Origin of the sequence: Pseudoalteromonas sp. 20-92, assembly GCF_030847595.1 — a bacterium.
Taxonomy (GTDB): Bacteria; Pseudomonadota; Gammaproteobacteria; order Enterobacterales; family Alteromonadaceae; genus Pseudoalteromonas; species Pseudoalteromonas fuliginea.
Genome location: NZ_JANJGQ010000013.1, coordinates 68,689 through 92,179, shown reverse-complemented (window position 1 = coordinate 92,179; position 23,491 = coordinate 68,689). Strand labels below are relative to the sequence as shown.

The 23,491-nt window shown below is 38.9% G+C and carries 21 protein-coding genes; 5 read left to right on the top strand and 16 right to left on the bottom strand.

Features of this window, described 5'->3' with window-relative positions; translation table 11 throughout:
• Positions 1–98 precede the first annotated feature (98 nt).
• Entirely contained in the window at positions 99–2,924 is a 2,826-nt protein-coding gene (gene uvrA, locus NRL14_RS12610; RefSeq protein ID WP_306724795.1) for an excinuclease ABC subunit UvrA, read from the top strand.
• Between the two features lie 90 nt (positions 2,925–3,014).
• Here the strand turns inward: uvrA and NRL14_RS12605 are convergent, their stop codons facing one another.
• The 4 genes from NRL14_RS12605 to rpe all read right to left on the bottom strand — a co-directional run bounded on the left by NRL14_RS12605 (position 3,015) and on the right by rpe (position 5,743).
• The gene (locus tag NRL14_RS12605; RefSeq protein ID WP_033038496.1) at positions 3,015–3,257 is read right to left on the bottom strand and encodes a hypothetical protein; all 243 of its coding nucleotides are present in this window, start codon (positions 3,255–3,257) and stop codon (positions 3,015–3,017) included.
• Positions 3,258–3,357: 100 nt separating this feature from the next.
• Positions 3,358–4,362 (bottom strand): tryptophan--tRNA ligase, encoded by a 1,005-nt coding sequence (trpS, locus tag NRL14_RS12600; RefSeq protein WP_007378668.1) that lies wholly within the window; start codon positions 4,360–4,362, stop codon positions 3,358–3,360.
• A 32-nt stretch (positions 4,363–4,394) separates the two neighbouring features.
• Positions 4,395–5,060: a phosphoglycolate phosphatase gene (locus NRL14_RS12595; RefSeq protein WP_306724794.1), complete on the bottom strand. Its 666-nt coding sequence runs from the start codon at positions 5,058–5,060 to the stop codon at positions 4,395–4,397.
• The gene (rpe, locus tag NRL14_RS12590) at positions 5,060–5,743 is read right to left on the bottom strand and encodes a ribulose-phosphate 3-epimerase (RefSeq protein ID WP_007378666.1); all 684 of its coding nucleotides are present in this window, start codon (positions 5,741–5,743) and stop codon (positions 5,060–5,062) included. The genes NRL14_RS12595 and rpe overlap by 1 nt, the downstream gene beginning before the upstream one ends.
• A 216-nt stretch (positions 5,744–5,959) precedes the next feature.
• On the opposite strand from rpe, the gene NRL14_RS12585 reads away from it, so the two are divergent.
• Complete coding sequence (locus NRL14_RS12585) at positions 5,960–6,259, top strand: hypothetical protein (protein WP_306724793.1); 300 nt, start codon at positions 5,960–5,962, stop codon at positions 6,257–6,259.
• A 4-nt stretch (positions 6,260–6,263) separates the two neighbouring features.
• Positions 6,264–6,449 (top strand): DUF2970 domain-containing protein, encoded by a 186-nt coding sequence (locus NRL14_RS12580; protein WP_081824543.1) that lies wholly within the window; start codon positions 6,264–6,266, stop codon positions 6,447–6,449.
• Here the strand turns inward: NRL14_RS12580 and NRL14_RS12575 are convergent.
• The 9 genes from NRL14_RS12575 to NRL14_RS12535 form a co-directional block, all read right to left on the bottom strand.
• Positions 6,394–7,263, bottom strand: a complete 870-nt coding sequence (locus NRL14_RS12575; protein ID WP_306724792.1) for a Dam family site-specific DNA-(adenine-N6)-methyltransferase — start codon at positions 7,261–7,263, stop codon at positions 6,394–6,396. The genes NRL14_RS12580 and NRL14_RS12575 overlap by 56 nt on opposite strands.
• A gap of 53 nt (positions 7,264–7,316) precedes the next feature.
• On the bottom strand, positions 7,317–8,615 hold the full coding sequence (locus tag NRL14_RS12570) for an AAA family ATPase (protein ID WP_033028837.1): 1,299 nt from the start codon (positions 8,613–8,615) through the stop codon (positions 7,317–7,319).
• On the bottom strand, positions 8,616–9,686 hold the full coding sequence (aroB, locus tag NRL14_RS12565) for a 3-dehydroquinate synthase (protein WP_033028836.1): 1,071 nt from the start codon (positions 9,684–9,686) through the stop codon (positions 8,616–8,618).
• 26 nt (positions 9,687–9,712) lie between these two features.
• Positions 9,713–10,231: a shikimate kinase AroK gene (gene aroK / locus NRL14_RS12560; protein WP_006793103.1), complete on the bottom strand. Its 519-nt coding sequence runs from the start codon at positions 10,229–10,231 to the stop codon at positions 9,713–9,715.
• Positions 10,232–10,415: 184 nt separating this feature from the next.
• Positions 10,416–12,509, bottom strand: coding sequence for a type IV pilus secretin PilQ (locus NRL14_RS12555; RefSeq protein ID WP_149605685.1), 2,094 nt, complete (start codon positions 12,507–12,509; stop codon positions 10,416–10,418).
• On the bottom strand, positions 12,496–13,032 hold the full coding sequence (locus tag NRL14_RS12550) for a pilus assembly protein PilP (protein ID WP_007378658.1): 537 nt from the start codon (positions 13,030–13,032) through the stop codon (positions 12,496–12,498). The genes NRL14_RS12555 and NRL14_RS12550 overlap by 14 nt, the downstream gene beginning before the upstream one ends.
• Positions 13,029–13,634 carry a type 4a pilus biogenesis protein PilO gene (locus NRL14_RS12545; RefSeq protein ID WP_007378657.1) on the bottom strand — a complete coding sequence of 202 codons (606 nt, stop codon included), beginning with the start codon at positions 13,632–13,634 and terminating at the stop codon, positions 13,029–13,031. The genes NRL14_RS12550 and NRL14_RS12545 overlap by 4 nt, the downstream gene beginning before the upstream one ends.
• Entirely contained in the window at positions 13,624–14,196 is a 573-nt protein-coding gene (locus NRL14_RS12540; RefSeq protein ID WP_007378656.1) for a PilN domain-containing protein, read from the bottom strand. Before NRL14_RS12540 ends, NRL14_RS12545 begins: the two co-directional genes overlap by 11 nt.
• Positions 14,184–15,263, bottom strand: coding sequence for a pilus assembly protein PilM (locus tag NRL14_RS12535; protein WP_007378655.1), 1,080 nt, complete (start codon positions 15,261–15,263; stop codon positions 14,184–14,186). The genes NRL14_RS12540 and NRL14_RS12535 overlap by 13 nt, the downstream gene beginning before the upstream one ends.
• A gap of 131 nt (positions 15,264–15,394) precedes the next feature.
• Here NRL14_RS12535 and NRL14_RS12530 point away from each other — a divergent pair, with 131 nt between their 5' ends.
• Entirely contained in the window at positions 15,395–17,896 is a 2,502-nt protein-coding gene (locus NRL14_RS12530) for a penicillin-binding protein 1A (RefSeq protein ID WP_306724791.1), read from the top strand.
• A gap of 44 nt (positions 17,897–17,940) precedes the next feature.
• Here NRL14_RS12530 and metL read toward each other — a convergent pair whose 3' ends face one another.
• Together metL and metB are read right to left on the bottom strand one after the other, a co-directional pair.
• Complete coding sequence (metL, locus tag NRL14_RS12525; RefSeq protein ID WP_306724790.1) at positions 17,941–20,286, bottom strand: bifunctional aspartate kinase/homoserine dehydrogenase II; 2,346 nt, start codon at positions 20,284–20,286, stop codon at positions 17,941–17,943.
• 5 nt (positions 20,287–20,291) lie between these two features.
• Positions 20,292–21,539, bottom strand: a complete 1,248-nt coding sequence (metB, locus tag NRL14_RS12520) for a cystathionine gamma-synthase (RefSeq protein ID WP_306724789.1) — start codon at positions 21,537–21,539, stop codon at positions 20,292–20,294.
• Between the two features lie 199 nt (positions 21,540–21,738).
• On the opposite strand from metB, the gene metJ reads away from it, so the two are divergent.
• Positions 21,739–22,059 carry a met regulon transcriptional regulator MetJ gene (metJ, locus tag NRL14_RS12515; protein ID WP_007378651.1) on the top strand — a complete coding sequence of 107 codons (321 nt, stop codon included), beginning with the start codon at positions 21,739–21,741 and terminating at the stop codon, positions 22,057–22,059.
• Between the two features lie 72 nt (positions 22,060–22,131).
• Here metJ and NRL14_RS12510 read toward each other — a convergent pair whose 3' ends face one another.
• On the bottom strand, positions 22,132–23,373 hold the full coding sequence (locus NRL14_RS12510; RefSeq protein ID WP_008137651.1) for a malic enzyme-like NAD(P)-binding protein: 1,242 nt from the start codon (positions 23,371–23,373) through the stop codon (positions 22,132–22,134).
• Between the last annotated feature and the right edge of the window lie 118 nt (positions 23,374–23,491).

Genomic DNA, 23,491 nt, shown 5'->3' with positions numbered 1-23,491 from the left:
TAATCGCCTATAAGTAAGGATTTTTCATTGATCAAGGATTAATATTGCTTCGTATTATGCGATACTGAGTAAATAATTTTGGCAATAAACGAGATAGCATGGAAAACATTGAAGTCCGAGGCGCCCGCACGCACAATTTAAAAGACATCAGCCTAACCATTCCACGTGATAAATTAATAGTTATTACTGGTCTATCTGGTTCGGGGAAGTCATCACTTGCATTTGATACACTTTATGCAGAAGGGCAGCGCCGGTATGTTGAATCACTCTCTGCGTATGCAAGACAATTTTTATCGCTTATGGAAAAGCCTGATGTAGATCACATTGAAGGCCTCTCTCCTGCAATTTCTATTGAGCAAAAGTCAACGTCTCATAACCCGCGTTCAACCGTAGGTACTATTACCGAAATTTACGATTACTTACGACTCATGTTTGCCCGCGTTGGCGAACCACGATGTCCTACACATGATTTACCACTTGCTGCGCAAACAGTGAGCCAAATGGTAGATACTGTTTTGGCTCTACCTGAGGGCAGTAAATTAATGCTGCTTGCGCCAATAGTAAAAGAGCGTAAAGGTGAGCATGTTAAGTTATTAGAACAGCTATCTAGCCAAGGTTATATTCGCGCCCGTATAGACGGTGAAGTATGTGACTTGTCTGATCCTCCAACGCTTGAGCTTCATAAAAAACATACAATAGAAGTTGTTGTAGACAGATTTAAAGTAAAAGATGGCTTACAACAACGCTTAGCAGAATCGTTCGAAACCGCACTTGAAATGTCTAATGGCGTTGCACATGTAGCATACATGGACGATAGCAGCGCTGAAGAGATTCTATTTTCAGCAAATTTTGCCTGCCCTACTTGTGGCTATGCAATGACTGAACTTGAGCCGCGTTTGTTTTCGTTTAATAACCCAGCTGGTGCGTGTCAAACCTGTGATGGTTTAGGTATACGTCAATATTTTGATCCTAATCGCGTAGTGCATAACCCGGAATTAAGCCTTGCTGGCGGTGCAATTAAAGGATGGGATAAACGCAGCTTTTATTACTATCAAATGCTGCAAGCGGTTGCGGATCATTACAATTTTGATTTAGATGTGCCTTATCAAGATTTAGACAGCGACTCGAAAAAAATTATATTAGACGGCTCTGGTAGCACTAAAATTGCGTTTAATTACCGTAACGACCGTGGCGATTTAATTACGCGTAACCATGAGTTTGAAGGCGTTTTAAATAACATGAATCGCCGCTACCGCGAGACAGAGTCAAACTCTGTACGCGAAGAACTTGCTAAATACCAAACAAGCCAAGCGTGTCCTAGCTGTCATGGCTCGCGTTTACGCGAAGAGTCTCGAAATGTATTTATTGGAAAAACCAACTTACCTGCAATCACGTGCATGAGTATTGGTGAAGCCATGGAATTCTTTGAAGGGTTAACGCTAACCGGACAAAAAGGCCAAATAGCTGAAAAAATACTAAAAGAAATTCGCGACCGCTTATCGTTTTTAATTAACGTTGGCCTAAATTACTTATCACTTGAGCGCAGCGCCGATACATTATCAGGTGGTGAAGCTCAGCGTATCCGCTTAGCCAGTCAAATTGGTGCCGGTCTTGTAGGTGTAATGTACGTACTAGATGAGCCATCTATTGGGCTACATCAACGCGATAACGACCGCTTACTACAAACACTGGTCCATTTACGCGACTTAGGTAACACCGTTATTGTGGTAGAGCACGATGAAGATGCAATTCGAGCCGCTGATCATATTATTGATATTGGTCCAGGCGCGGGTGTTCATGGTGGGCATATTATTGCACAAGGTACACGCGATGATATTTTAGCAAGCAAAGAGTCTGTTACGGGCCAATTTTTATCAGGCGTACGTAAAATAGAAATACCAAAAGAACGTCACCCAACGAACGACAAATGGCTAGAGCTATTTGGCGCAACGGGTAATAACCTTAAAAATGTGGATTTAAAAATCCCATTTGGTTTAATGACCTGTGTGACAGGTGTATCGGGCTCGGGGAAATCAACGCTAATAAACGACACTTTATTTAAACTTGCTCATACAGAGCTAAATGGCGCAACCACTGCCGAAGCGGCACCGTATAAATCAATTAGCGGTTTAGATCATTTTGATAAAGTAATCGATATTGATCAAAGCCCGATTGGTCGTACTCCGCGTTCAAACCCGGCAACCTACACAGGTATATTTACCGGTATTCGTGAGTTATTTGCAGGCACACAAGAAGCGCGTTCACGTGGCTACAAAGTAGGTCGCTTTAGCTTTAACGTTAAAGGCGGACGCTGTGAAGCGTGCCAAGGTGACGGCTTAATTAAAGTTGAAATGCACTTTTTACCTGATGTGTATGTACCGTGTGATGTGTGTAAGAGCAAACGCTATAACCGTGAAACGCTCGAAGTCCAATACAAAGGTAAAAACATACACCAAGTACTTGAGATGACTGTTGAAGACGCGCATGAGTATTTTGACAAAATACCGGCTATTGCCCGTAAGCTTAAAACGCTGATGGACGTTGGTTTGTCGTATGTGCGTTTAGGTCAAGCCGCTACTACTCTCTCTGGCGGTGAGGCGCAACGTGTAAAATTAGCGCGCGAGCTATCAAAGCGTGATACTGGTAAAACGCTCTACATATTAGATGAGCCAACAACAGGCTTACACTTTGCTGACATTGAACAGCTGCTTGTTGTACTTCATCGTCTGCGCGATCACGGCAATACAATTGTTGTTATTGAGCACAACCTCGATGTTATTAAAACAGCAGACTGGGTTATCGATTTAGGACCTGAAGGCGGTGCTGGCGGTGGTGAAATACTCATTGCAGGTACACCTGAAGAAGTAGCTGAGTGTGAGCGTTCACATACTGGGCATTACTTAAAACCTCTATTAAATAAATAGAGGTTCGGTTGTTACAAACCAATCGGCATTAAGGTTATTTAACTGTCGAGGTTACACTTAATTAAAAATAGCGAGAAGACTCACTTCCCGCTATTTTTTTTGCTCTAACTTTTCTTTTATCAACATAACAATCGAAAATGTTATTAAAGAAAAACAACATACTGCAATAAATAAATTAGCGACAAAAATGAGTAATACACTCGCCTTAAAACCAAGATAAGCAAATACGCTGCACAATAAGCCAATAACTAATTCAGTGAGTAGCATTTCCCACTCCATTGCATAGCTAGTCTTAATCGTTTTTGCAGCATAGTGCTTAACTTTAAAGCTCATGTAAATTCCTTTCAATACTGTAATGTTGCATAAAATGAATGTACTACAACATAAAATACCGCTAAGTAGCGGTATTTTATGGGGGTTCAATATTTATAATTTACCCGCGAGGTATAAAACCAAGTGCATCGTAAACTGATTTAAGTGTTTTCTCAGCACGTACACTTGCTTTTTCAGCACCTGATTTCATTATGCTATCAAGTAGGTTTTGATCATCTCTGATCTCTTTAAAGCGTGCTTGAATTGGCTCAATCATGTTGACAATTGCATCGGCAGTGTCTTTTTTCAGGTGGCCATACATTTTATCTTCATACTCAGGCACTAGGTCTTCAATTGAACGTTTAGTTGCAACACTCAGTAAAGTAAGCAAGTTTGATACGCCAGGCTTTTCTGTGCGATCAAAATAAATACGTGCTTGTTCATCTGAATCAGTTACTGCTTTTTTAAGCTTTTTCACAATTTGCTTAGGCTCATCTAATAACATGATGTAACCATTTGGGTTTTCGTCAGACTTAGACATCTTTTTAAGTGGATCTTGCAAGCTCATTACGCGTGCACCAAACTGTGGAATGTACGGCTCTGGTAATTTAAATACGTCGCCATATAAATTATTAAAGCGTGTGGCTATATCGCGAGTCAGCTCTAAATGCTGCTTTTGGTCATCCCCTACTGGTACTTGATCAGCTTGGTATAATAAAATATCCGCAGCCTGTAATACCGGATATGAAAATAAGCCCACGTTTACGTTATTTGCATGCTTAGATGACTTGTCTTTAAACTGAGTCATTCGATTAAGCTCACCCATTTGCGCGTAACAATTTAATACCCATGCTAACTGTGCGTGCTCAGGTACTTGTGATTGTACAAATAACGCAGATTTTTCAGGATCAATGCCACATGCCGCGTAAAGAGCAATACCATCTAACACTCGAGAGCGCAGTAATTCAGGCTCTTGGCGAACAGTAATAGCGTGTAAGTCTACTAACATAAAGAAACTTTCGTGGTCTTCCTGTAACTTTAGCCACTGGTTAATAGCGCCAACATAGTTGCCTATTGTCATACCACCGGTTGGCTGAATGCCACTTAAAACTACTGGTTTACTCATGATTTTCCTTTATTTTGCTTAATGAATAATATTTAACGCTGCGTTAGAACAGGTATTATATCTAAGAAGTTATCGCATAGGTACTGTGGATTGTAATCCTTAAGATTTTCACCTTGGCTATAGCCATAACCAAGTGCAATTACGTCTATATTAGCGGCTTTAGCTGCAAGTATATCGCTTTTAGAATCACCTATCATTATTGCTTTATTAGGCTCCGCATTTAGTTTTTTGCAGGCAAATAGCAATGGTTCTGGCGACGGTTTTTTTGCCATGTCGTCACCGCATACAATCACATCAAAATGACTCGTTAGTGCTAGTTTATCGAGTAGTTTTTCTGTAAATATTCGAGACTTATTAGTGATTAGTGCTTTTGGCATACCACGAAGTGCTGCAAGCCCAGTTTCCACGTGTTGGTACAGCACACTATACTCACCAACTTGTTGTCCATAGTGCTTATAAAACCGTGATATTGCTTTATCACTAAGTGACTCGTCTAAATGTTCACTCACTTGCATATCGCCACTCAAAGCACGCTTAACGAGTACTTCTATGCCATTACCTACCCAGCTTTCAACTAAGCGTTGGCTAACGATAGGAAAAGCGAGGTCACTCAAGGTTAGGTTAATAGCAATATACAAGTCGTAAACGCTATCAACCAAAGTACCATCTAAATCAAATAAGGCGACGTCGTACTTCATTATTTTACACTTCCAAGCTGCTCACGCATTTGATCAATCACCACTTTGTAATCAGGTTGGTTGAAAATAGCGGAGCCTGCCACAAACATATCTGCACCCGCTCGAGCCGCTGCTGCAATATTATCGACTTTAATACCGCCATCTACCTCTAAGCGAATATCACGACCCGATGCAACTATACGTTGCTTAGCTTGTCGTAATTTTTCAAGCGTATGAGGGATAAAACTTTGTCCGCCAAACCCAGGGTTTACCGACATTAGTAAAATGGTATCTAGCTTATCAATAACATGATCTAAGTAACTTAGACTCGTTGCAGGGTTAAACACTAAGCCTGCTTTACAGCCATGATCTTTAATTAACTGTATTGTACGATCAACGTGTTCACTGGCTTCTGGATGAAAAGTAATAATTGATGCGCCAGCCTCTGCAAACAGTGGAATAAGACTATCTACAGGTTTAACCATTAAATGTACGTCGATAGGTGCTGTTATACCGTAATCTCTGAGTGCTTTACACACCATTGGGCCAATTGTGAGATTAGGTACATAGTGATTATCCATCACATCAAAATGAACCACGTCAGCACCCGCATCGAGTACTTTATCAACATCTTCGCCTAGTTTTGCAAAATCAGCAGACAAAATAGAAGGGGCAATTAAATATTTTTGCTCTGGGTTAAACATGATTAACTCCATCAATAAATAGTATATTTCGTTAATGTAACTTAATTAATGAAGTTACCCAAGAACGGATAAAAGATAATGATGGATCCCTAAAATTAAAAAGAATAGTTAAGTTATTATTTTTAATAATTATTCACTATTATCTTAAATATTTAAGTTTGTTATTTAACCAACCTTTGGTATGATTAAAAAAGTAACAAATAATTAGGCCTACATATGCGAGCTTTTAAAACAGGGATATTAATTGCATCGGCATTATTGTTTATTGGGGCGTTTAATTTCTCTCCAAATTCTGAGCCAGAAATTAGCTCAGTAAATAATTGCCATTATCAAAATCTATCTGTGGTTTCTAAAAATACTGCAGAAGTGTGTATTAAGATAGAAGAGGATTCGTCTTGGGTTTCGTGGATTACTGGTGATAGTAGAAGTGCGCAGTTTCATTATTTAGATTTATTAGAACTACTTACCAGCTCAGATGATTCGAAAAAAGCGCCATCTTTAAATCCTCTATTTTAATATAATGCTGCAATTTTTTAGCGCGTTACAAAGTGTGCTAGCAGCATTTTTTGGCGTTCAATCAGAAAGCAAACGCAATTCAGACTTCAAAAAACACTCTCCATATTCAATAATTATAATTGCGATTGTGCTTTTTATAGTTTTTGTATTTTCGATTTACGCGATTGTTGCTCTAGTGGTAAATACATAGCCATTAACTCATCTACTTTATTACGAGAACCGCCTTTAGGGCTAATAGTCCGCTTTACTTGAATTTGATCCAATGATGCCTGGCTATAAATCTTTCGTGTCCATACTGTATCGTGGTTAGATATAAGTACTGGTGTATTATTTTCAAATGCTGCCCGCTCTGCCAAATTAGCTAAGTTAGCCTGATCATCTAAATTAAAGCCACCCTTTGCATAAGAGGTGAATGATGCAGTTTTACTTAAGGGTACATATGGCGGGTCGCAATAGATAACTGCATTCTCGGGTACCAATTTAAATACATCATCGTAATCTAAACAGGTGAAAGTTGCTTGCTGAGCTTTCGCGGCAAAAAAATACATTTCTTTTTCAGGAAAATAAGGCTTTTTATATTTACCGAAAGGCACATTAAAAATACCTTTTAAGTTGTATCTACACAACCCGTTATAACCATAGCGGTTCATGTACAAAAATAACATTGATCGCTCATATACATCGCGGCTTTGATTAAACTGTACACGATACTCATAGTAAGCGTCAGGATGGTTATTCAAATCAACAAATAGCTTTTTTGCATCACTAATAAACTCATCTGGTGAATTTCTTAGTTCTTTGTATAAGTTTATTAAATCTGCATTTATATCATTAAGAATATAATGTTTAAAATTACTATTTAAAAACACCGATCCAGCACCAACAAAAGGTTCAACCAAAGTGTCTGCATGCTTGCTTGCTTGGTTTAGTCGCGCGTTAATATCATCAACGAGGCTGTATTTTCCGCCAGCCCATTTAAGGAAGGCTCTACTCTTTTGCTGCATTGGCTCTTTACTTCAATCTGGTGTTACGCGATTTTACACTAAAGCGATTTAATTTACTGATCAACTAGTGCTATTTCTTGTTTTATTTTGCTAATTTTTTTATAAAAAGGTTTATTTTTTAAAATGTCAGAAGGCAATGTTTTCATTGCCAATTTTGCATCCTCTAAACTCGCAAAATTACCAAACGTAACTACCCACCAAATTTTGTTGTTTCTTTTAGTTTGATAAGTATAGGCCTCACCTTCCAGTTCATATTTAGTCATAAACTCAATACTAATTTGCTGCTGTGTTACGGCTAATAACTGAATTACAATGTGGTGAGTAGGCTGTTGTAAGTACCAATTCTTTTCAACATCTGATTGTTCATTCTTCACTTGCGGTTTAGGTGGCTCTTCAGCTATTTTTATATTTGTAGCTAACCGTTCCGTTTTTACGCTCGTTTTTTTTAAGCTTTGCATAATTGCGGGCACATCATTCTGGTGCTCTTTAAGCTTCGTCTCGTTTATTACATCTGGAAGTATTTGGGGGATAGGCGCTTCATTAGGAGGCATGAGTCGATTACTTACTTCGCTCACTGGAATGGCTAACGTTAGCAACTCAGGTTGCTCCTGCTGATGATATTGCTGCCACCATTGCGTCATATTTGATTTATACAATAAACCTATAATTAAGAACATTATTATCAACAGTAAAGTTAATAAGTGTAATCGCCACGATACTTTATCTTTAACTGTAAAATCTGCCACATGTTCAGTGGGTTGCCATGCCAACAATAAACTAGGATTCCCTCGAGCTTCAGACAAAAAAGTCTGGAAAACAGGATCCTCGTCATAAGGAAGAGCAGTGAAGTACCAACTCATAAGCTGCTTACTTTCTCGTAGACTTAAAGGCTCTAAATAAATTTCAACAACATCATTAAAAAACAGTTTTGATTGTGAAGCGACCATAATATACAAGGTACTTGGACTCATTTTAGCCAATGACTCAAGCTCAATGAGTATTTCTTCTGAGAGATGTCTACCACCGTCAAGCACCCACAAACAAGGCCCACATGTTTGCTGTTGAAGCAATTGATAATAGTTTTCAGATAAGCTTAAGTTATGATCCACCAAAGGAGCATTAAAGCTTTGTTCTAATAACTGACTCATAAGCTGAGTATCAGTCATTTTTCCTGTTACTTGTACAAAAGCTTTATTGAAGTCATTATATTTATCGGTAATGAAGGTTTCGAGCATATAACTTTTACCTAGCCCTGATGTGCCAAGTAAAACGATAAGGTTTTGCCCGTATTCAAATTGCAATGCGATTCTATCCACCAAAGCCGCACGGCTTGGTAAAATTTGTGACTGCATTTATTGCTCGATTAAGGCTCGAACTTGGTCGTCAGATACATCATCAACTAATGCGCATTGACCAAATTGGGTTGGTAAAATAAACCGAATTGTACCTTTTTTATTCTTTTTGTCTTTACGCATATGCGTTAAAAACTGCTCGCTTGTCATTTCTGTAGGTATTTTAGTTGGTAAGTTATATTGCGTAATAACATCAATAATACGTGCCACTTCATCAGCACTCAAGTCTTTGCGTGTATGAGCAAGTTGTGCGGCAAGCACCATTCCTGTTGCAACAGCTTCACCATGTAGCCAAATACCGTAACCCATCTGCGCTTCAATCGCATGGGCAAATGTATGACCCAGATTCAAAAGTGCCCTAAGGCCTTGCTCTTTTTCATCTTGAGCAACAATTAAAGCTTTAATTTCACAACATCTAAAAATAATATGCTGTAAACACGCTTCATTTAATTGCTGTAAGTCTTTTACGTTTTTTTCTAAATAACTAAATAATTCAGTATCATAAATCAATCCATATTTTATAACCTCAGCCATACCGGCAGCAAACTCTCTTGCTGGTAGCGTATGCAAAGATTTGGTATCAATAAAAACCGCTTGTGGCTGATAAAATGCCCCAATCATATTTTTACCTAAAGGATGATTTACAGCTGTTTTACCACCAACTGATGAGTCTACTTGCGATAACAATGTGGTTGGTATTTGAATAAATGGCACACCGCGTTGGTAACATGCAGCTACAAACCCAGTTAAGTCACCTATAACACCACCACCTAATGCAATTAAGCACGTATCACGACCGCAGTTATTTTGGAGTAAAAAAGCAGATATTTTTTCAAACCATTCTAGTGATTTGTATTGCTCACCGTCAGGTATGACAAAAGAGAGTGGTTTTAGCTCAGCTAACGAATCAAGTAGCCCTTGTAGATATAAAGGTGCAACTGTGTCATTAGTAATGATGATAGGCCGACAATCACCAATGTAGTGAATTAGGCGGCCATTATCTTGAAGTGCAGATTGACCAATATATATAGGATAACTTCGCTCGTCCAAATTAACAGTTAATTCAAGCATGCTCAGTCTTCCTTTATTATTGGTTTTTAAAAATCTAATTTCTCGATGATTTGGTTAGCAACAACTTTAGCGCTTTGCTCATCAGTGCGTACAACAAAATCAGCCACTTCTTTATATAACGGTTCGCGTTCTTCTGCTAAGCGCTCTAGTACATCACGAGGTGCTTCTTCAGTTTGCAGCAATGGGCGACGCTTGTCGCGTTGTGTGCGTGCAACTTGCTTTTCTATAGGTGTCTCTAGGTATACTACTATACCGCGAGCAGAAAGCTTGTTTCGAACTTCTTTACTCATTACTGAACCACCACCAGTTGCAAGTACAATACCTTGCATCTCAGTTAAGTCGCCAATAACAGATTCTTCACGAAGTCTAAAGCCTTCTTCACCTTCAAGATCAAACACCCAGGCAATATCTGCACCGGTACGGCGTTCGATTTCTTGATCAGAATCAACAAATTCAAGGTGTAATTGATCGGCAATGTGACGACCAATTGTGCTTTTTCCAGCCCCCATGGGGCCAATTAGAAATATATTACGTTTCTCAGCCATATCTTTTAGTACAAACGAACTCTAAAATTTGAAATAAAACCCCGCCTAACGACCTGGCCCCAAAATTAAGGAGGGGATTATCTCAGTAATTGCTGGGGTATTTCAAGTCAATTAGAATAAAAAGCCATATAACGAGCAATTAATCTGAATAATCGCCCATTGGTTAACAAAAATACGCCTAATTTTAGTCTATTTGTATTTTTGGTGTTACAAAAATAAGTAATTCTCTCTTTTCGTTAAACTCACTTGTACTCTTAAACAGCCTTCCTAAGTACGGAATATCACCAAGTAGAGGTACTTTTTTAGTCGAATTTATGATTTGCTGCTGAAAAATACCGCCGAGCACGATTGTTTGCCCATTTTCCACTAGCACTTGTGTCTGAATTTGCTGAGTATCAATTGCAACAGCTGGCCCAGTTCCTGTTTGAACTGTATCTCCTCGCGTATCTTGAGTAATAATTAAATCCAAAATAACTTTATTATCAGGAGTTATATGAGGGGTTACTTGTAAACTCAGTACTGCTTTTTTAAAGCTAACCGTTGTCGCACCACTAGAAGCTGACTCAACATAAGGGATTTCAGTACCTTGCTCTATTCGTGCTTGTTGTTGGTTTGCAGTAGTAATACGAGGGCTCGCAATAATCTCACCTTTGTTTTCTTCCTCAAGAGCTGTTAACTCTAAATCAATCAAAGTACCGTTAGCTAACTTGGCGATATGCATGCCGATACTTGCTGATGGGTTTGTCACGGGTAAATTCACGTTTAAACGATCAGAGATATCAGGAATGATACCATTTGATATTGTATTAGCGCCTTCAAGTGTACCTGATATGCCATCACTGCCCTGCTGGTCGCTAAACCCCCAGCGCACACCTAAATCTTCGGTTACATTATCACGCACGGTTACCATACGTGATTCGATTACAACCTGTCTAACCGCTATATCAAGTGTTTCGACCATGCGTCGCACGCTCTCAATACTTTTGGCCGTATCTTTGAGTAATAATGTATTAGTACGCTTATCAACAGATACGCTACCACGTTGAGTGATAATACTATTTGTATCTGTTTTTAATAAATCAGCAAACTCTTCTGCTTTTGCGTAGTTTAAACGAATGTATTCACTGTAAAGCGGTTCTAAGTTTTCTACGTTCTGCTTTGCTTGTAAATCTTTAGCTTCACGTGCAGCAAGCTCTTCTGATGGGGCAACCATCAAAATAGAACCATCCATACGCTTGTCTAAGCCTTTAATTTTAAGTACAACATCAAGCGCCTGATCCCAAGGCACGCCATCTAAGCGTAATGTAATATTGCCTGTCACCGAGTCACTAGTGACTAAATTAAAGTCATTATAGCCCGCTATGATTTGTAACACTGCACGAACAGAAATATCTTGAAAATTTAATGTCATTAGGCGGCCTTGGTAATCTTTACCACCATCTAAATATGCATTTTGCGTTTCGTCTTTTTCCACCGTTAAAGTAAGAATATTATCTATTTGTTGGTAGGTAAAAGTAAAAGCGGCATTTGGTTCAATAACAACGCGGCTTAATCCATCTTCTTTAAAAGTTTCAATGCTGCTTACTACGGTGCCAAAATCGAGCACATCTAACTCATACAGTAAGTCATCTAAAATATCTGTATGATGAAAATCAGCAATAATTTTACCACCACTTTCATGCACTTCTATTGCGGCTTGCGTATCTTGTAAGAACACCAGTATTTTTGCCTCGCCCTTCTCCCCCCGACGAAAGTCAATAGACTGAATCCGATTGATATAATTTCCAGACACTGCATCAGAGTTAGTTGCTTCATCATCAACGTCTTGCTCTGTTAATGGGTTATCAGAAACACGTAAAGACACTAAATTATTATTAACTTCCGTCTCATAGATTTTCAAACGAGTAAGATTTATTGTTACTTTTAATCCCTTATCAGTAAGTACATTAGTAACATTATTAATACCAGCTTGGTTTACCTGTACATTTTCAAGACCTTGCTCTAATTGTGCCGAATCAAACATCATTTCAATTCGTGCCGGGCTATTAAATACTTGTATTTTTGGTTCTTGCGTTAACTTTTCATCAAATACCAGCTGCAACTCGGTTTCACCCTTGAGTAATGGGTTATAACGAATATCATAGAGCAACGGCGCTGCAATAGCTGAATTGGCTATAACCAGAGCTAAAGTAGCAAATAGAGCTCGTTGAATACGGTTGTGCCAAAGTACACCCTTATGCATTTTGTTCTTACCTTTTTTGTTATTAACCTGCGCCATTGGTTGCCGCCTCTAACATTTCTAATTTAGTCAGGCGCTCTTTCCAACAACCAGACCCATCTGGGATTAATTCTATTAACTCAATATAATCATTATTTACTGATTGTACTTTGCCATCATAGCTACCTAAATAATTACCGACTGTAATACGATGTAAAGTATCGTCTGTAGCTGTAATGAGCGCCCAAGCTTGTCCACTTGATCCGATTGTTCCTTTCATAGATAAATTATCCAGTGGGTATTTTTCTAAGGTTTCACGTTGGCGTTCAGGATCCGGATGTAAACAATTTTTAACTTGAGTTAATTTGTTTTGGATTATTTCAGGCTGCGGGGCCACAAAAGGACTCCTTAGCTGCCCAGCGTTATATTCAAAATGCTCGAACTTTGTTAATTCAGGAATTGCTTCAACTCTAGCAGTCGTACTCGCTTTAACTTGATCTATAAACTCTTTTTGTTCTGAGGTATCGTCGTTACAACCACTTAGCAGGAGAGCAACTATAGGAATAAAGGAAAAATGCTTCACTTTACCTCCCCTTCTTCATAGCGATAAGTTTTTGCCACCACACTAAATGTTAACTGCTTTTCGCCTGAGGATGAAATAGAAAAGTCGTGTAAGCTCACAATACGCGGCAATTGAGCCACTTTTCCCACAAATTCACCAAACTCATGATAAGTACCTACAACCTCTATTTTAATAGGTAGCTCAGTATAAAATTCTTTTTCAACTTCTGGCAGCCAGCCAATCTTTAAAAAAGTTAAACCACTTGTAGTTCCCACATAAGATAAATCATCTAATAAACCGGGGGTTTCATTTGAGGTTGGTAAACGCTTTAATAATTGAGAAAATTTCTCCTCCATTTTAAGCATTTGTTCACGATAAATATCAAGCCTGCTGGCTACAGCATATTTGGTACGATAAGTTGTCCGTAATTCAACTTCTTTTGTAACCGCATTATGGTAACTATCAATTTCATCAGATACCAATAAGCTATAACTAAAAAACAGCACTAAAGCAGCAACAAATGTAGCGCAAATAACCTTAACAGCAATTGGCCATTCGCCAATATTATCAAGTTCAATTTCATTCCAATCAATATCACTAAACGCTTTTAAATCAAGGTTCATTTGGAACCTCACCAATTTTATCAAATGGTTTAACGTAAAACTCCATATTGAAATCACTAAGTAAACGAGAAGATTGATTGCCAGCAACAATGCCTTGCATTGTTGGGCGCTCTAATAAATATGAGTTTTGTACTTCTCTAAGCATGTTGGAGAGGCGGTTATTTGATTCACTGCGCCCTAATACATGAATTCTATTGCCTCGACGTTCTAACTTAGTTAAATAAACACCAGCGGGGACTATTTTAGCAACTTCATCCATTATTTGAGTGCCTAAGTTACGACTGCTCTGTAATTCTTCAATTAGGTGCATACGTTGTTGTAAGTTTTCTTTCCTATAATCTAAATCTCTAATATCACTAATTTTCTTATCTAATAGACTAATTTCTGAACTGAGGTAGTTATTTTTTAAATTCTGTCCATCCTTTAAAGCAGTATAGAACGAGTTCAATACATACATACTTGCAAAACAAACAATAACAACAGCAATTAAAATAGTAACAAATTTCTTTTTTGACTCTTCGCGTTGCAATTCACGCCAAGGTAATAAATTTATATGTGGCATGATGAAAAATTCCTTAATGCCAGTCCTGTCGCAATAGCAAACTGTGTTCTATGGCGTTGCATTACATTACGGTCTACCTTGGGAGAAATTTCCATATTCGTAAACGGTTCTACAACAATGGAGTGGATACCAAGTTCTTCTATTAATAAACGATCTAGCCCATTTATCATGGCCGTTCCACCGGTTAGAACAATATAATCAATTTGGTCTTTACCGCTGGTAGTCAAAAACATCTGTACCGCTCGACGTACTTGTTGAAGTAATGATGTTTGAAAAGGAGCAAGTACTTCAAAAGTGTAATTTGGCGGAAGATCACCCGATGTTTTTCCAATTTCAGCTTCATCGAACCCTTTATTATAGTAAGCAACAATACTATTGGTATATTGATCGCCGCCAAAAACTTGATCGCGGGTATATATTGTTTCACCGGCTTGTACAACACTCACCAACATCAACACAGCACCAATATCAACTACAGCAACACACTTATTAAAGGCATCGCTTGGTAACTGCTTGTAATAAACATCCATCGAGCGGCTCAATGCATAGCTTTCTACATCAACAACTTTCGCTTCTAAATTGGCAACTTCTAAAGCACCAACTCGCGCTTCGACACTTTCTGTGCGGGCTGCAGAAAGTAACACATTCATTTTACTTGGATCGGCTTCATTTGTTGATAATTTTTCAAAATCTAAGCTAACTTCATCAAGGGGGTATGGAATAAGGCTATCAGCCTCAATTTCAATTTGTGATTCAAGTTCAGCGTCAGTTAATGACACATCCATAAAAATAACTTTAGTAATAACTGTTTGGCCAGAGACGGCTACAGCAGCAGATTTTAGTGATTTTGGTAACTTTCTTTTTAATTTTGATATTACATTACCAATTGCTTCAATATCTTGAATAATACGTTCGCTCATTGCGCCCTTAGGCATTGGTTCAATCGCTAATGCTTCAAGACGAAATCCAGTTTCAATTTCACTTAAAAGTACCGCCTTGATAGAGTGCGATCCAATATCAATTCCTACCATCATTTTTGACGGCTTTTGAAATAGTTGACTTAGCATGTTTGAAACTTGGCCTTTGTTTTAATAATAAACAAGTTATAATTTTTATCTTAAAAAATATTATTCATTTTTTAATCAATATATACTAGCAGTCTCCATACATAATTGGGAGTCCATTTAGGGAAATATAAGTGATTTTATTAAAACGAACTTTACAATTTTTTATCATTTGCACATTACTTGGGCTGATTACTTTAATCAGTCTTTATTACTACGTTAAACCTGATATTCCAAGTGTGCAAGTTTTAAAAGATGTGCAATTACAAACTCCTATGCAAGTATTCACTAAAGATGGCCTTCTGATCAATCAATTTGGTGAAAAAAGACGGATCCCCGTAACGATTGACGAAATACCAAAACCTTTAATAAATGCATTTTTAGCAACTGAAGATAATCGTTTTTATGACCATGTGGGAATAGACCCTATTGGTATTGTTCGTTCTGCATTGGTTTTGATTTCAACAGGCGAAAAAAAGCAAGGTGCAAGTACAATAACAATGCAGCTAGCTCGAAACTTCTTCTTAACTCGTGAAAAAGCTTATATTCGTAAAGTTAAAGAAATTTTTATAGCGCTTCATATAGAAAATTTACTAACGAAAGACGAAATTCTTGAACTCTATTTAAACAAAATAGAACTAGGTAACCGTGCTTTTGGTATTGGCGCTGCTGCACAGGTATATTACGGAAAAGAATTAAAAGATCTTACACTTGCCCAAATGGCGATGATTGCCGGCTTACCCAAAGCGCCATCAGCCTTAAACCCGATCCGTAACCCAACTCGCGCAAAATCTCGTCGCAATGTTGTTCTTGGCCGCATGTTAACAGAAAACTACATAACACAAACACAATACAACGATGCCATCAGGCAACCTATTACAGCTTATTTTCACGGTGCAGAAATTGATCTGTATGCTCCTTATATTTCTGAAATGGTGCGTGCAGAAATGGTGGCACGTTACGGAATCGATAAAGCCTATAACTCAGGTTATAAAATATTTACTACTGTTGAGTCACAAGTTCAAAAAGCGGCACAAACAGCACTCATCAATAATTTACACAATTATGATATGCGCCATGGTTATAGAGGCTCTGTTAAAACGTTGTGGGATCCAGAAACACAGCCTGTATTTAGCAAGTCTCAAATACTCAGTGAGCTAAAATCTGTAAATGAGTTTGGCCAATTAAAAGCGGCCGTTGTAATCGCAGTGAATGACAAAACAGCTGATGTATTACTTAAAAGTGGCGAGCAAACCACACTAACTTGGGATAACCTAAAGTGGGCTCGTAAATACATTACGCGTTATCGCCAAGGCTTTGCACCTAAAGCAGCCAATGAAATACTCGCACCCGGCGAACAAATTTGGTTACGTAAAAATACCGACGGTAGCTATTTACTTAGCCAAATTCCTGAAGCATCTAGTGCCATCGTTTCTCTTGACCCACAAAATGGGCGCATTAAAGCGATTGTGGGTGGTTATAGTTTCGAACAAAGTCAATATAACCGAGCAGTACAAGCTAAGCGCCAAGTAGGCTCTAATATAAAACCTTTTATTTACTCTGCTGCACTGGAAAAAGGCTACACCTTAGCCTCAATATTAAACGATGCACCAATTAACCAATGGGATAAAAGCCAAGGTGTTGCATGGCGACCAAAAAACAGCCCCGCTGTTTATAATGGACCTATTCGTATTCGTCGTGCTTTAGCACAATCTAAAAACGTTATTTCGGTGCGCTTGTTACGCGGAGTTGGCCTACAGCGTACGGCAGAGCACCTACTAAAATTTGGCTTCAAAAATTCAGATATTAATCGCAGTGAATCACTTGCGCTTGGTAGCGCTTCTATTACGCCGCTTGAACTTGCACGCGGTATGAGTGCTTTTGCAAATGGCGGGCATTTAATAGAACCCTACTTCATTTCTGAAATTCAAGATGCTTATGGTGACGTGTTATTTAAAACAAACCCAACAGAAGCTTGTGACGATAGCGATAGTACGTTAAGCGTATTGAACAACGATGTAACAATGCAGAATTTCGAAACTGAAAAGCAACAAGAAAAAAAATGCGCACCACGGATTATCTCTAAACAGAATGCATTTTTAATTGCTGATGCAATGCATAGTGGTATTTGGGGCGGTGGTAGTTGGGCACATAAAACAGGCTGGAGCGGAACAGGCTGGCGTGCTCAAGCATTAAAGAGACGTGATCTCTCAGGTAAAACAGGCACGACTAATGACTCAGTAGATACTTGGTTTAGTGGCTTTAATCGTAATGTACTAACGTCTGTATGGGTTGGGTTTGATAACCCCGGTAACTCGTTAGGCCGCTCAACATATAATAACAACCTTGATAGCAGTCAAATCTCAGGGGCAGAGTCAGGGGCTAAAACGGCGCAACCAGCATGGATTGAGTTTATGAAAGTAGCACTTGAAGATGCACCAGAAGCGCCTATAGAACCACCCGAAGACTTAGTATCTATTCGTATTGATTTAGCAACAGGTTTACTGAGCCACAAAAACGATTACACAAGCCGCTTTGAATATTTTGACAAAGGTACAGCCCCAACTAAGTATGTACTTTCCCAACCTACCGATATATTTGAGGAAGATACAAAAACAGAAGAAGAGCTATTTTAAATAGCGTTAAATAAAAACGGCAGCCACTTTAGGCTGCCGTAATGCTACCTTAAATTTTGGACCAGCCAATACAAATCAGAATGTACACCCGCTGCAGTGACCTCTTTACCAGCACCAGGGCCTTGGATAACGAGCGCGTTATCGCTATACCACTTACTATTTATAACAAAAATATTATCTCCTGGCGTTAAACTAGCCAAAACATCACTTTGTAATACATACGCGATACCGACTTTCGCTATTACTTCATTTTCTGCGATTTCGAGCAAGCCTGTATAACGAAGCACCGAATTTTGTGCCTTAGCTCTCTTTGCATGCTCTTGAATAAAGCTATCTAACTGGGATTTTTTACTTAAAAAATCATCCCAACTCCCTTGCGCAAGTTCATCAGGCATTAATGCCGAAAGACTAATATCCTCAAGATTTAATTCAACCCCCAACTCTCTGGCTAAAATAAGCAATTTTCGCTGCATATCACGCCCAGATAAATCCTCGCGAGGATCGGGCTCCGTAAAACCCATTTTTTGCGCTTCAAGCACTAAATCTGAAAATATAATCGAACCATCATACTTACTACACAACCACGATAACGTCCCAGAAAACACGCCCTCAATACGTGTTATTTTATCGCCACTATTTTGTAAATCAGCAAGCGCAAAATTAATGGGTAAACCAGCCCCCACACTGGTGTTATAACGCCAATGTAAGTTGCGTTCAGAGATACTTGTACGTAGTGCTTTATACCAATTAGTAGGAGCTGTACCTGCATACTTATTAGCGCTTATTAAATGACAATCCATTTCTACAAAATCAGGATATAACCGGCTAAACTTTTCACTCGCTGTTATATCTACAATCACTTTATGTTCGTAATCAAGTTCATCAATTGCATTTAATAATGTTTGGTTTTGATAATCAGACGCTTCAAGTTGAAACTGGGTTTTCCATTGCGATACACCAATCCCATTAGGATTAAAAAGCATTTTTTGAGAGCGCACTAAGCCAACAAGCTTAATACTAAAGTCATCTGACAAGCGCTCAACTTGAGTAGATAACTGTTCAATAAACACCTCACCTACATTACCAAGTCCAGCGACTATTAAAGCAATTTCCTGCCCTTTGTTAATCAGCTTATCGTGTAATATGCTAAGTATATCGCTATCAATCACTTGATCAGTAAGTAATAAAATATAGCCGCTATCTTGGTGTGCAAATCGTGGTTCAATCGCATGTGCATTTAATAAATTAATCGCCAATAAGTGCAATTTACTAATATCTTGCTCAGGCGCTATCACAGCACACCCGTGTAAGCTCGATTCGTTAATATTAGCTCGACCTTCAAAATAGCTAATAACCTGATGCGTCGAAATAGCTGGCACAACTAAGTACGTCTCACCATTTTGACTAAAGTGATGCAAGCTATGCTGAATAAGCTGACTCACATGCGCAATATCTCCTTCACTTAAGTTTTCAACTATCAATAAATCAATATTTTGTAACGTTGTTATAAAGCGCTTTTGTTTGGCACTACCTTCTTTAACGATGTCAGTAGAGCTAGCTTGTGCATCAAAACTACTTCGTACTGATAATTTTATATCCGTATTTTTAAGAGGAGATAATGTTTTAGCATGCAATACGGGGTTACCTAGCCGTGCCAATAAATTGGCCTGTCCACGACACACCTTCGCGTATTTAATCGCTTTACTAACTTTACGAGGGTCGGTACTAAATACACCTTGTGTATCAGTCCAAATACAGACTTGTTTTGCATGACAATAATTAGCGAGTAAGGTCGCACTATAATCACTTCCATTACGACCAAGCGTTACAGTATCCCCTGCTGTATTAGCTGCAATAAATCCAGTTACAACGTTAATTTTATTATGCGCAATTAAGTTTGCGCACTGTTGAGTATTTTGTTCATGTAATAACTGCCCATCATTTAATGTAAATAAAGCACGCGCATCGTGAACACACGCATCAACATTAAGCTCCTGCAGGTAAGCAGCGAGTACGCGTGCTGACCATAACTCTCCATGAGCAAGCAATTGGGCTTCTTGTAGCTGCCCTGTTTGCGCTAACAGCGTTATTGTTGATAGCTCTTCATTCAATTTTTTTAGAGCGTTACACTTTGTATTAGCTTGTAATAACTGCTCTATTAAATCTATTTGATGATTATTTAACTGTAATAAAATATCAGCAATTACATGTGTATCTTGCTGCTGGTAACTTTGCCATAACTTAACTAGTGTATCGGTTGTTTTCCCAGCTGCTGATACCACAACGCAATCACCAGGTTGTGTGTGCTCTAATATAATACCCGCAACACTTTTGTAACGCTGTGCTGAACTTAAACTCGAACCGCCAAATTTATGTATATTTTTAGTCATGTTAGTTACCAAAGCGCGGGGTAAGCGGCACTTAACTTAGCATCACCGCTCGATGTTCCCGCACCTTTAGTTAATCGATTTGTATTGTTTTTTCTGCCAGGTTTTACAAGTGTAAATACACGTTCAAGATCTGCTAATAAATCTTCAATGTCTTCTATTCCGACAGAAACACGAATAAGCGTATCACCAACGCCGGCTTCTAAGCGCGCTGTTGCATCCATCCCTGCATGCGTCATGGTCGCAGGGTGGCATATTAAGCTCTCAACGCCGCCTAGCGACTCAGCTAAACTAAAGTTATGTAGACTAGTTAAAAATGCCGCTGCATCGTTTATGTCGCCTTTAATATCAAAGCTAACCATGCCACCAAAACCAAGCTGCTGTGCTTTCGCTAATTCATGTTGGGGGTGCGACTCAAGCCCAGGGTAATAAACTTGGCTAACGAACTCAGATTCTTCGAGATACTGAGCTATTGCTAATGCATTTTCTTGATGCTGCCTTAAGCGCACATTTAAAGTACGTAAACCACGAAGCGTTAAATAGCTATCAAAAGGTGCCCCTGTGATACCAATGTTATTAGCCCACCAAGCAAGCTCGTCACCGATCTCTTGTGTTGCAGCAATAACAGCACCGCCCACTACATCTGAGTGTCCGTTAATATATTTAGTGGTTGAATGCACCACAATATCTACACCAAACTTAATCGGATTTTGTAAAGCAGGCGATAAAAATGTATTGTCAGCGGCCACCAGTGCGCCACACTGCTTAGCAATATCAGTAACCGCTTTAATATCAGTTAAACGTAGTACAGGGTTACTTGGTGTTTCAATCCAAATGAGTTTTGGTTTAATTACTAATATTTTTTGAAGACTTTCTGGTTTTGTTAAATCTAAAACCTCAAGCTTTAGCAAGCCACGCCTTTGCAGGGACGTAAATAAACGGTAGCTTCCACCGTAGCAGTCGTGTGGGATCACTAACGTGTCATCGTAATTAAGCAGCTGAGTTGCTAAATGTACAGCCGCCATGCCTGTGGCTGTAATTATGCCGCGTACTCCCCCTTCGAGCTCAGCAAGGGTCTCAGCTAAGATATCGCGGTTAGGATTACCGCTACGGCCATAATCATATTGGCGTTTAGTATCAAAATCGGCAAACGAATAAGTAGTCGATAAATAGATTGGCGCGACCACTGCACCGTGGTGTTTATCGGCTTCAACGCCACTACGGACCGCAATGGTTGCTTTGTTTTTTTCGCTCATATTCGTCACCTGATTAATTTGGATGTTTAGACGTCTAAAAGAGTAGTTTATTCAATTTGAGAAGTCAAAACATTTAAACAGCTAGATGGCCAAACAACTAGTATTTGACTATCTTTTTTAAATCGATAGAATTTCACGCATATTCACACGCATTTTAGCGCATGTGAGCAATTAATAATCTGAGGCAACGATACATCTTATGGCTAAATGGAATGGTGAGTATATTCACCCATACGCAGAACACGGGAAAAAATCAGAACAAGTTAAGAAGATCACCGTTTCGATCCCACTGAATGTATTAAAGGTATTAACTGACGAACGTACTCGTCGTCAAATTAATAACCTGCGTCACGCAACAAACAGTGAGCTACTATGTGAAGCGTTTTTACATGCATTTACAGGTCAACCTTTACCTAATGACGATGACTTACGTAAAGATAACGCTGAAAAAGTACCAGAAGAAGTGAAAAAAATAATGCAAGAAATGGGGTTAGAAGTCCCTGTTTTAGATGACGAATAAATAGATAAAGTAAAATAAAAAAACCTCAGTAATTACTGAGGTTTTTTTATGATTAAATTTTACGGTATAGGTTTACTGCATATAGCTTTCTGGCAAATCAATTTGTGCCACACCCGACTCAACAGCAGCAAGAGCAACCGCTCTTGCTATACGTGGTAATAAACGTGGATCCATCGGTTTTGGAATAATATATTGAGCACCAAATTCCAGCTTATCAACACCAGCAGCTTTTAGGACCTCTGCTGGTACAGGCTCTTTTGCAATACTACGAATCGCTTCTACTGCTGCTATTTTCATTTCATCGTTAATTGCACTTGCGCGCACATCTAGTGCACCACGAAAAATAAACGGGAAACACAAAACATTATTCACTTGGTTTGGATAATCAGAACGCCCTGTCGCCATAATTAAATCGTTGCGCGCGCTGTGTGCAAGTGCGGGGTCAATTTCAGGGTCGGGGTTTGAGCACGCAAACACAACCGGCTTATCAGCCATCAGTTTTAAATCATCGGCTGCTAACAAATTAGGCCCAGATACACCAACAAATACATCAGCATCAGCAATAACATCTTGCAACGTACGCTTATCCGTATTGTTAGCGAATAGTTGTTTGTACTCGTTTAAATCATCACGACGAGTATGAATAACGCCTTTACGGTCAAGCATGTAAATGTGTTCACGCAGTGCACCACACTTAATTAACAGTTCCATACAGGCAACGGCAGCCGCACCAGCACCTAAACATACTATAATAGCCTCTTCTATCGATTTCTCTTGCACTTCAAGTGCATTCAACATACCAGCGGCTGTTACAATTGCAGTGCCGTGTTGATCGTCATGAAAAACCGGAATACTACAGCGCTCAATCAATGCCTTTTCAATTTCAAAACACTCTGGGGCTTTAATATCTTCAAGATTAATACCACCAAATGTATCGGCAATATTAGCAACCGTGTTAATAAAGTCTTCTGTTGTTTTATGCTTCACTTCGATATCAATAGAATCAAGGCCTGCAAAGCGCTTAAATAACAGCGCCTTGCCTTCCATTACAGGCTTTGATGCCAAAGGGCCTAAATTACCCAAGCCCAAAATTGCAGTACCATTAGTGATAACTGCAACCATATTACCTTTACCGGTATATTTATAAGCATTTGCAGGATCAGCAGCAATTTCACGCACAGGTTCAGCAACACCTGGGCTATATGCTAAAGCTAAATCTTGAACCGTTTCGGCAGGCTTGGTTAGCTCAATGCTGATTTTTCCTGGAACGGGATGAGAATGGTAATGTAGTGCTTGTTCACGAAAGTCTGACATAACGCGATTGTATCCTGCAATTTAAGTTAAAGTGAGAGGTGTTGTCTGGGTTACGATACCCTTATTATTTTTAAATTCCAAGCAATATCAGGTCTATCCTGTTATATGCTAGATTCAT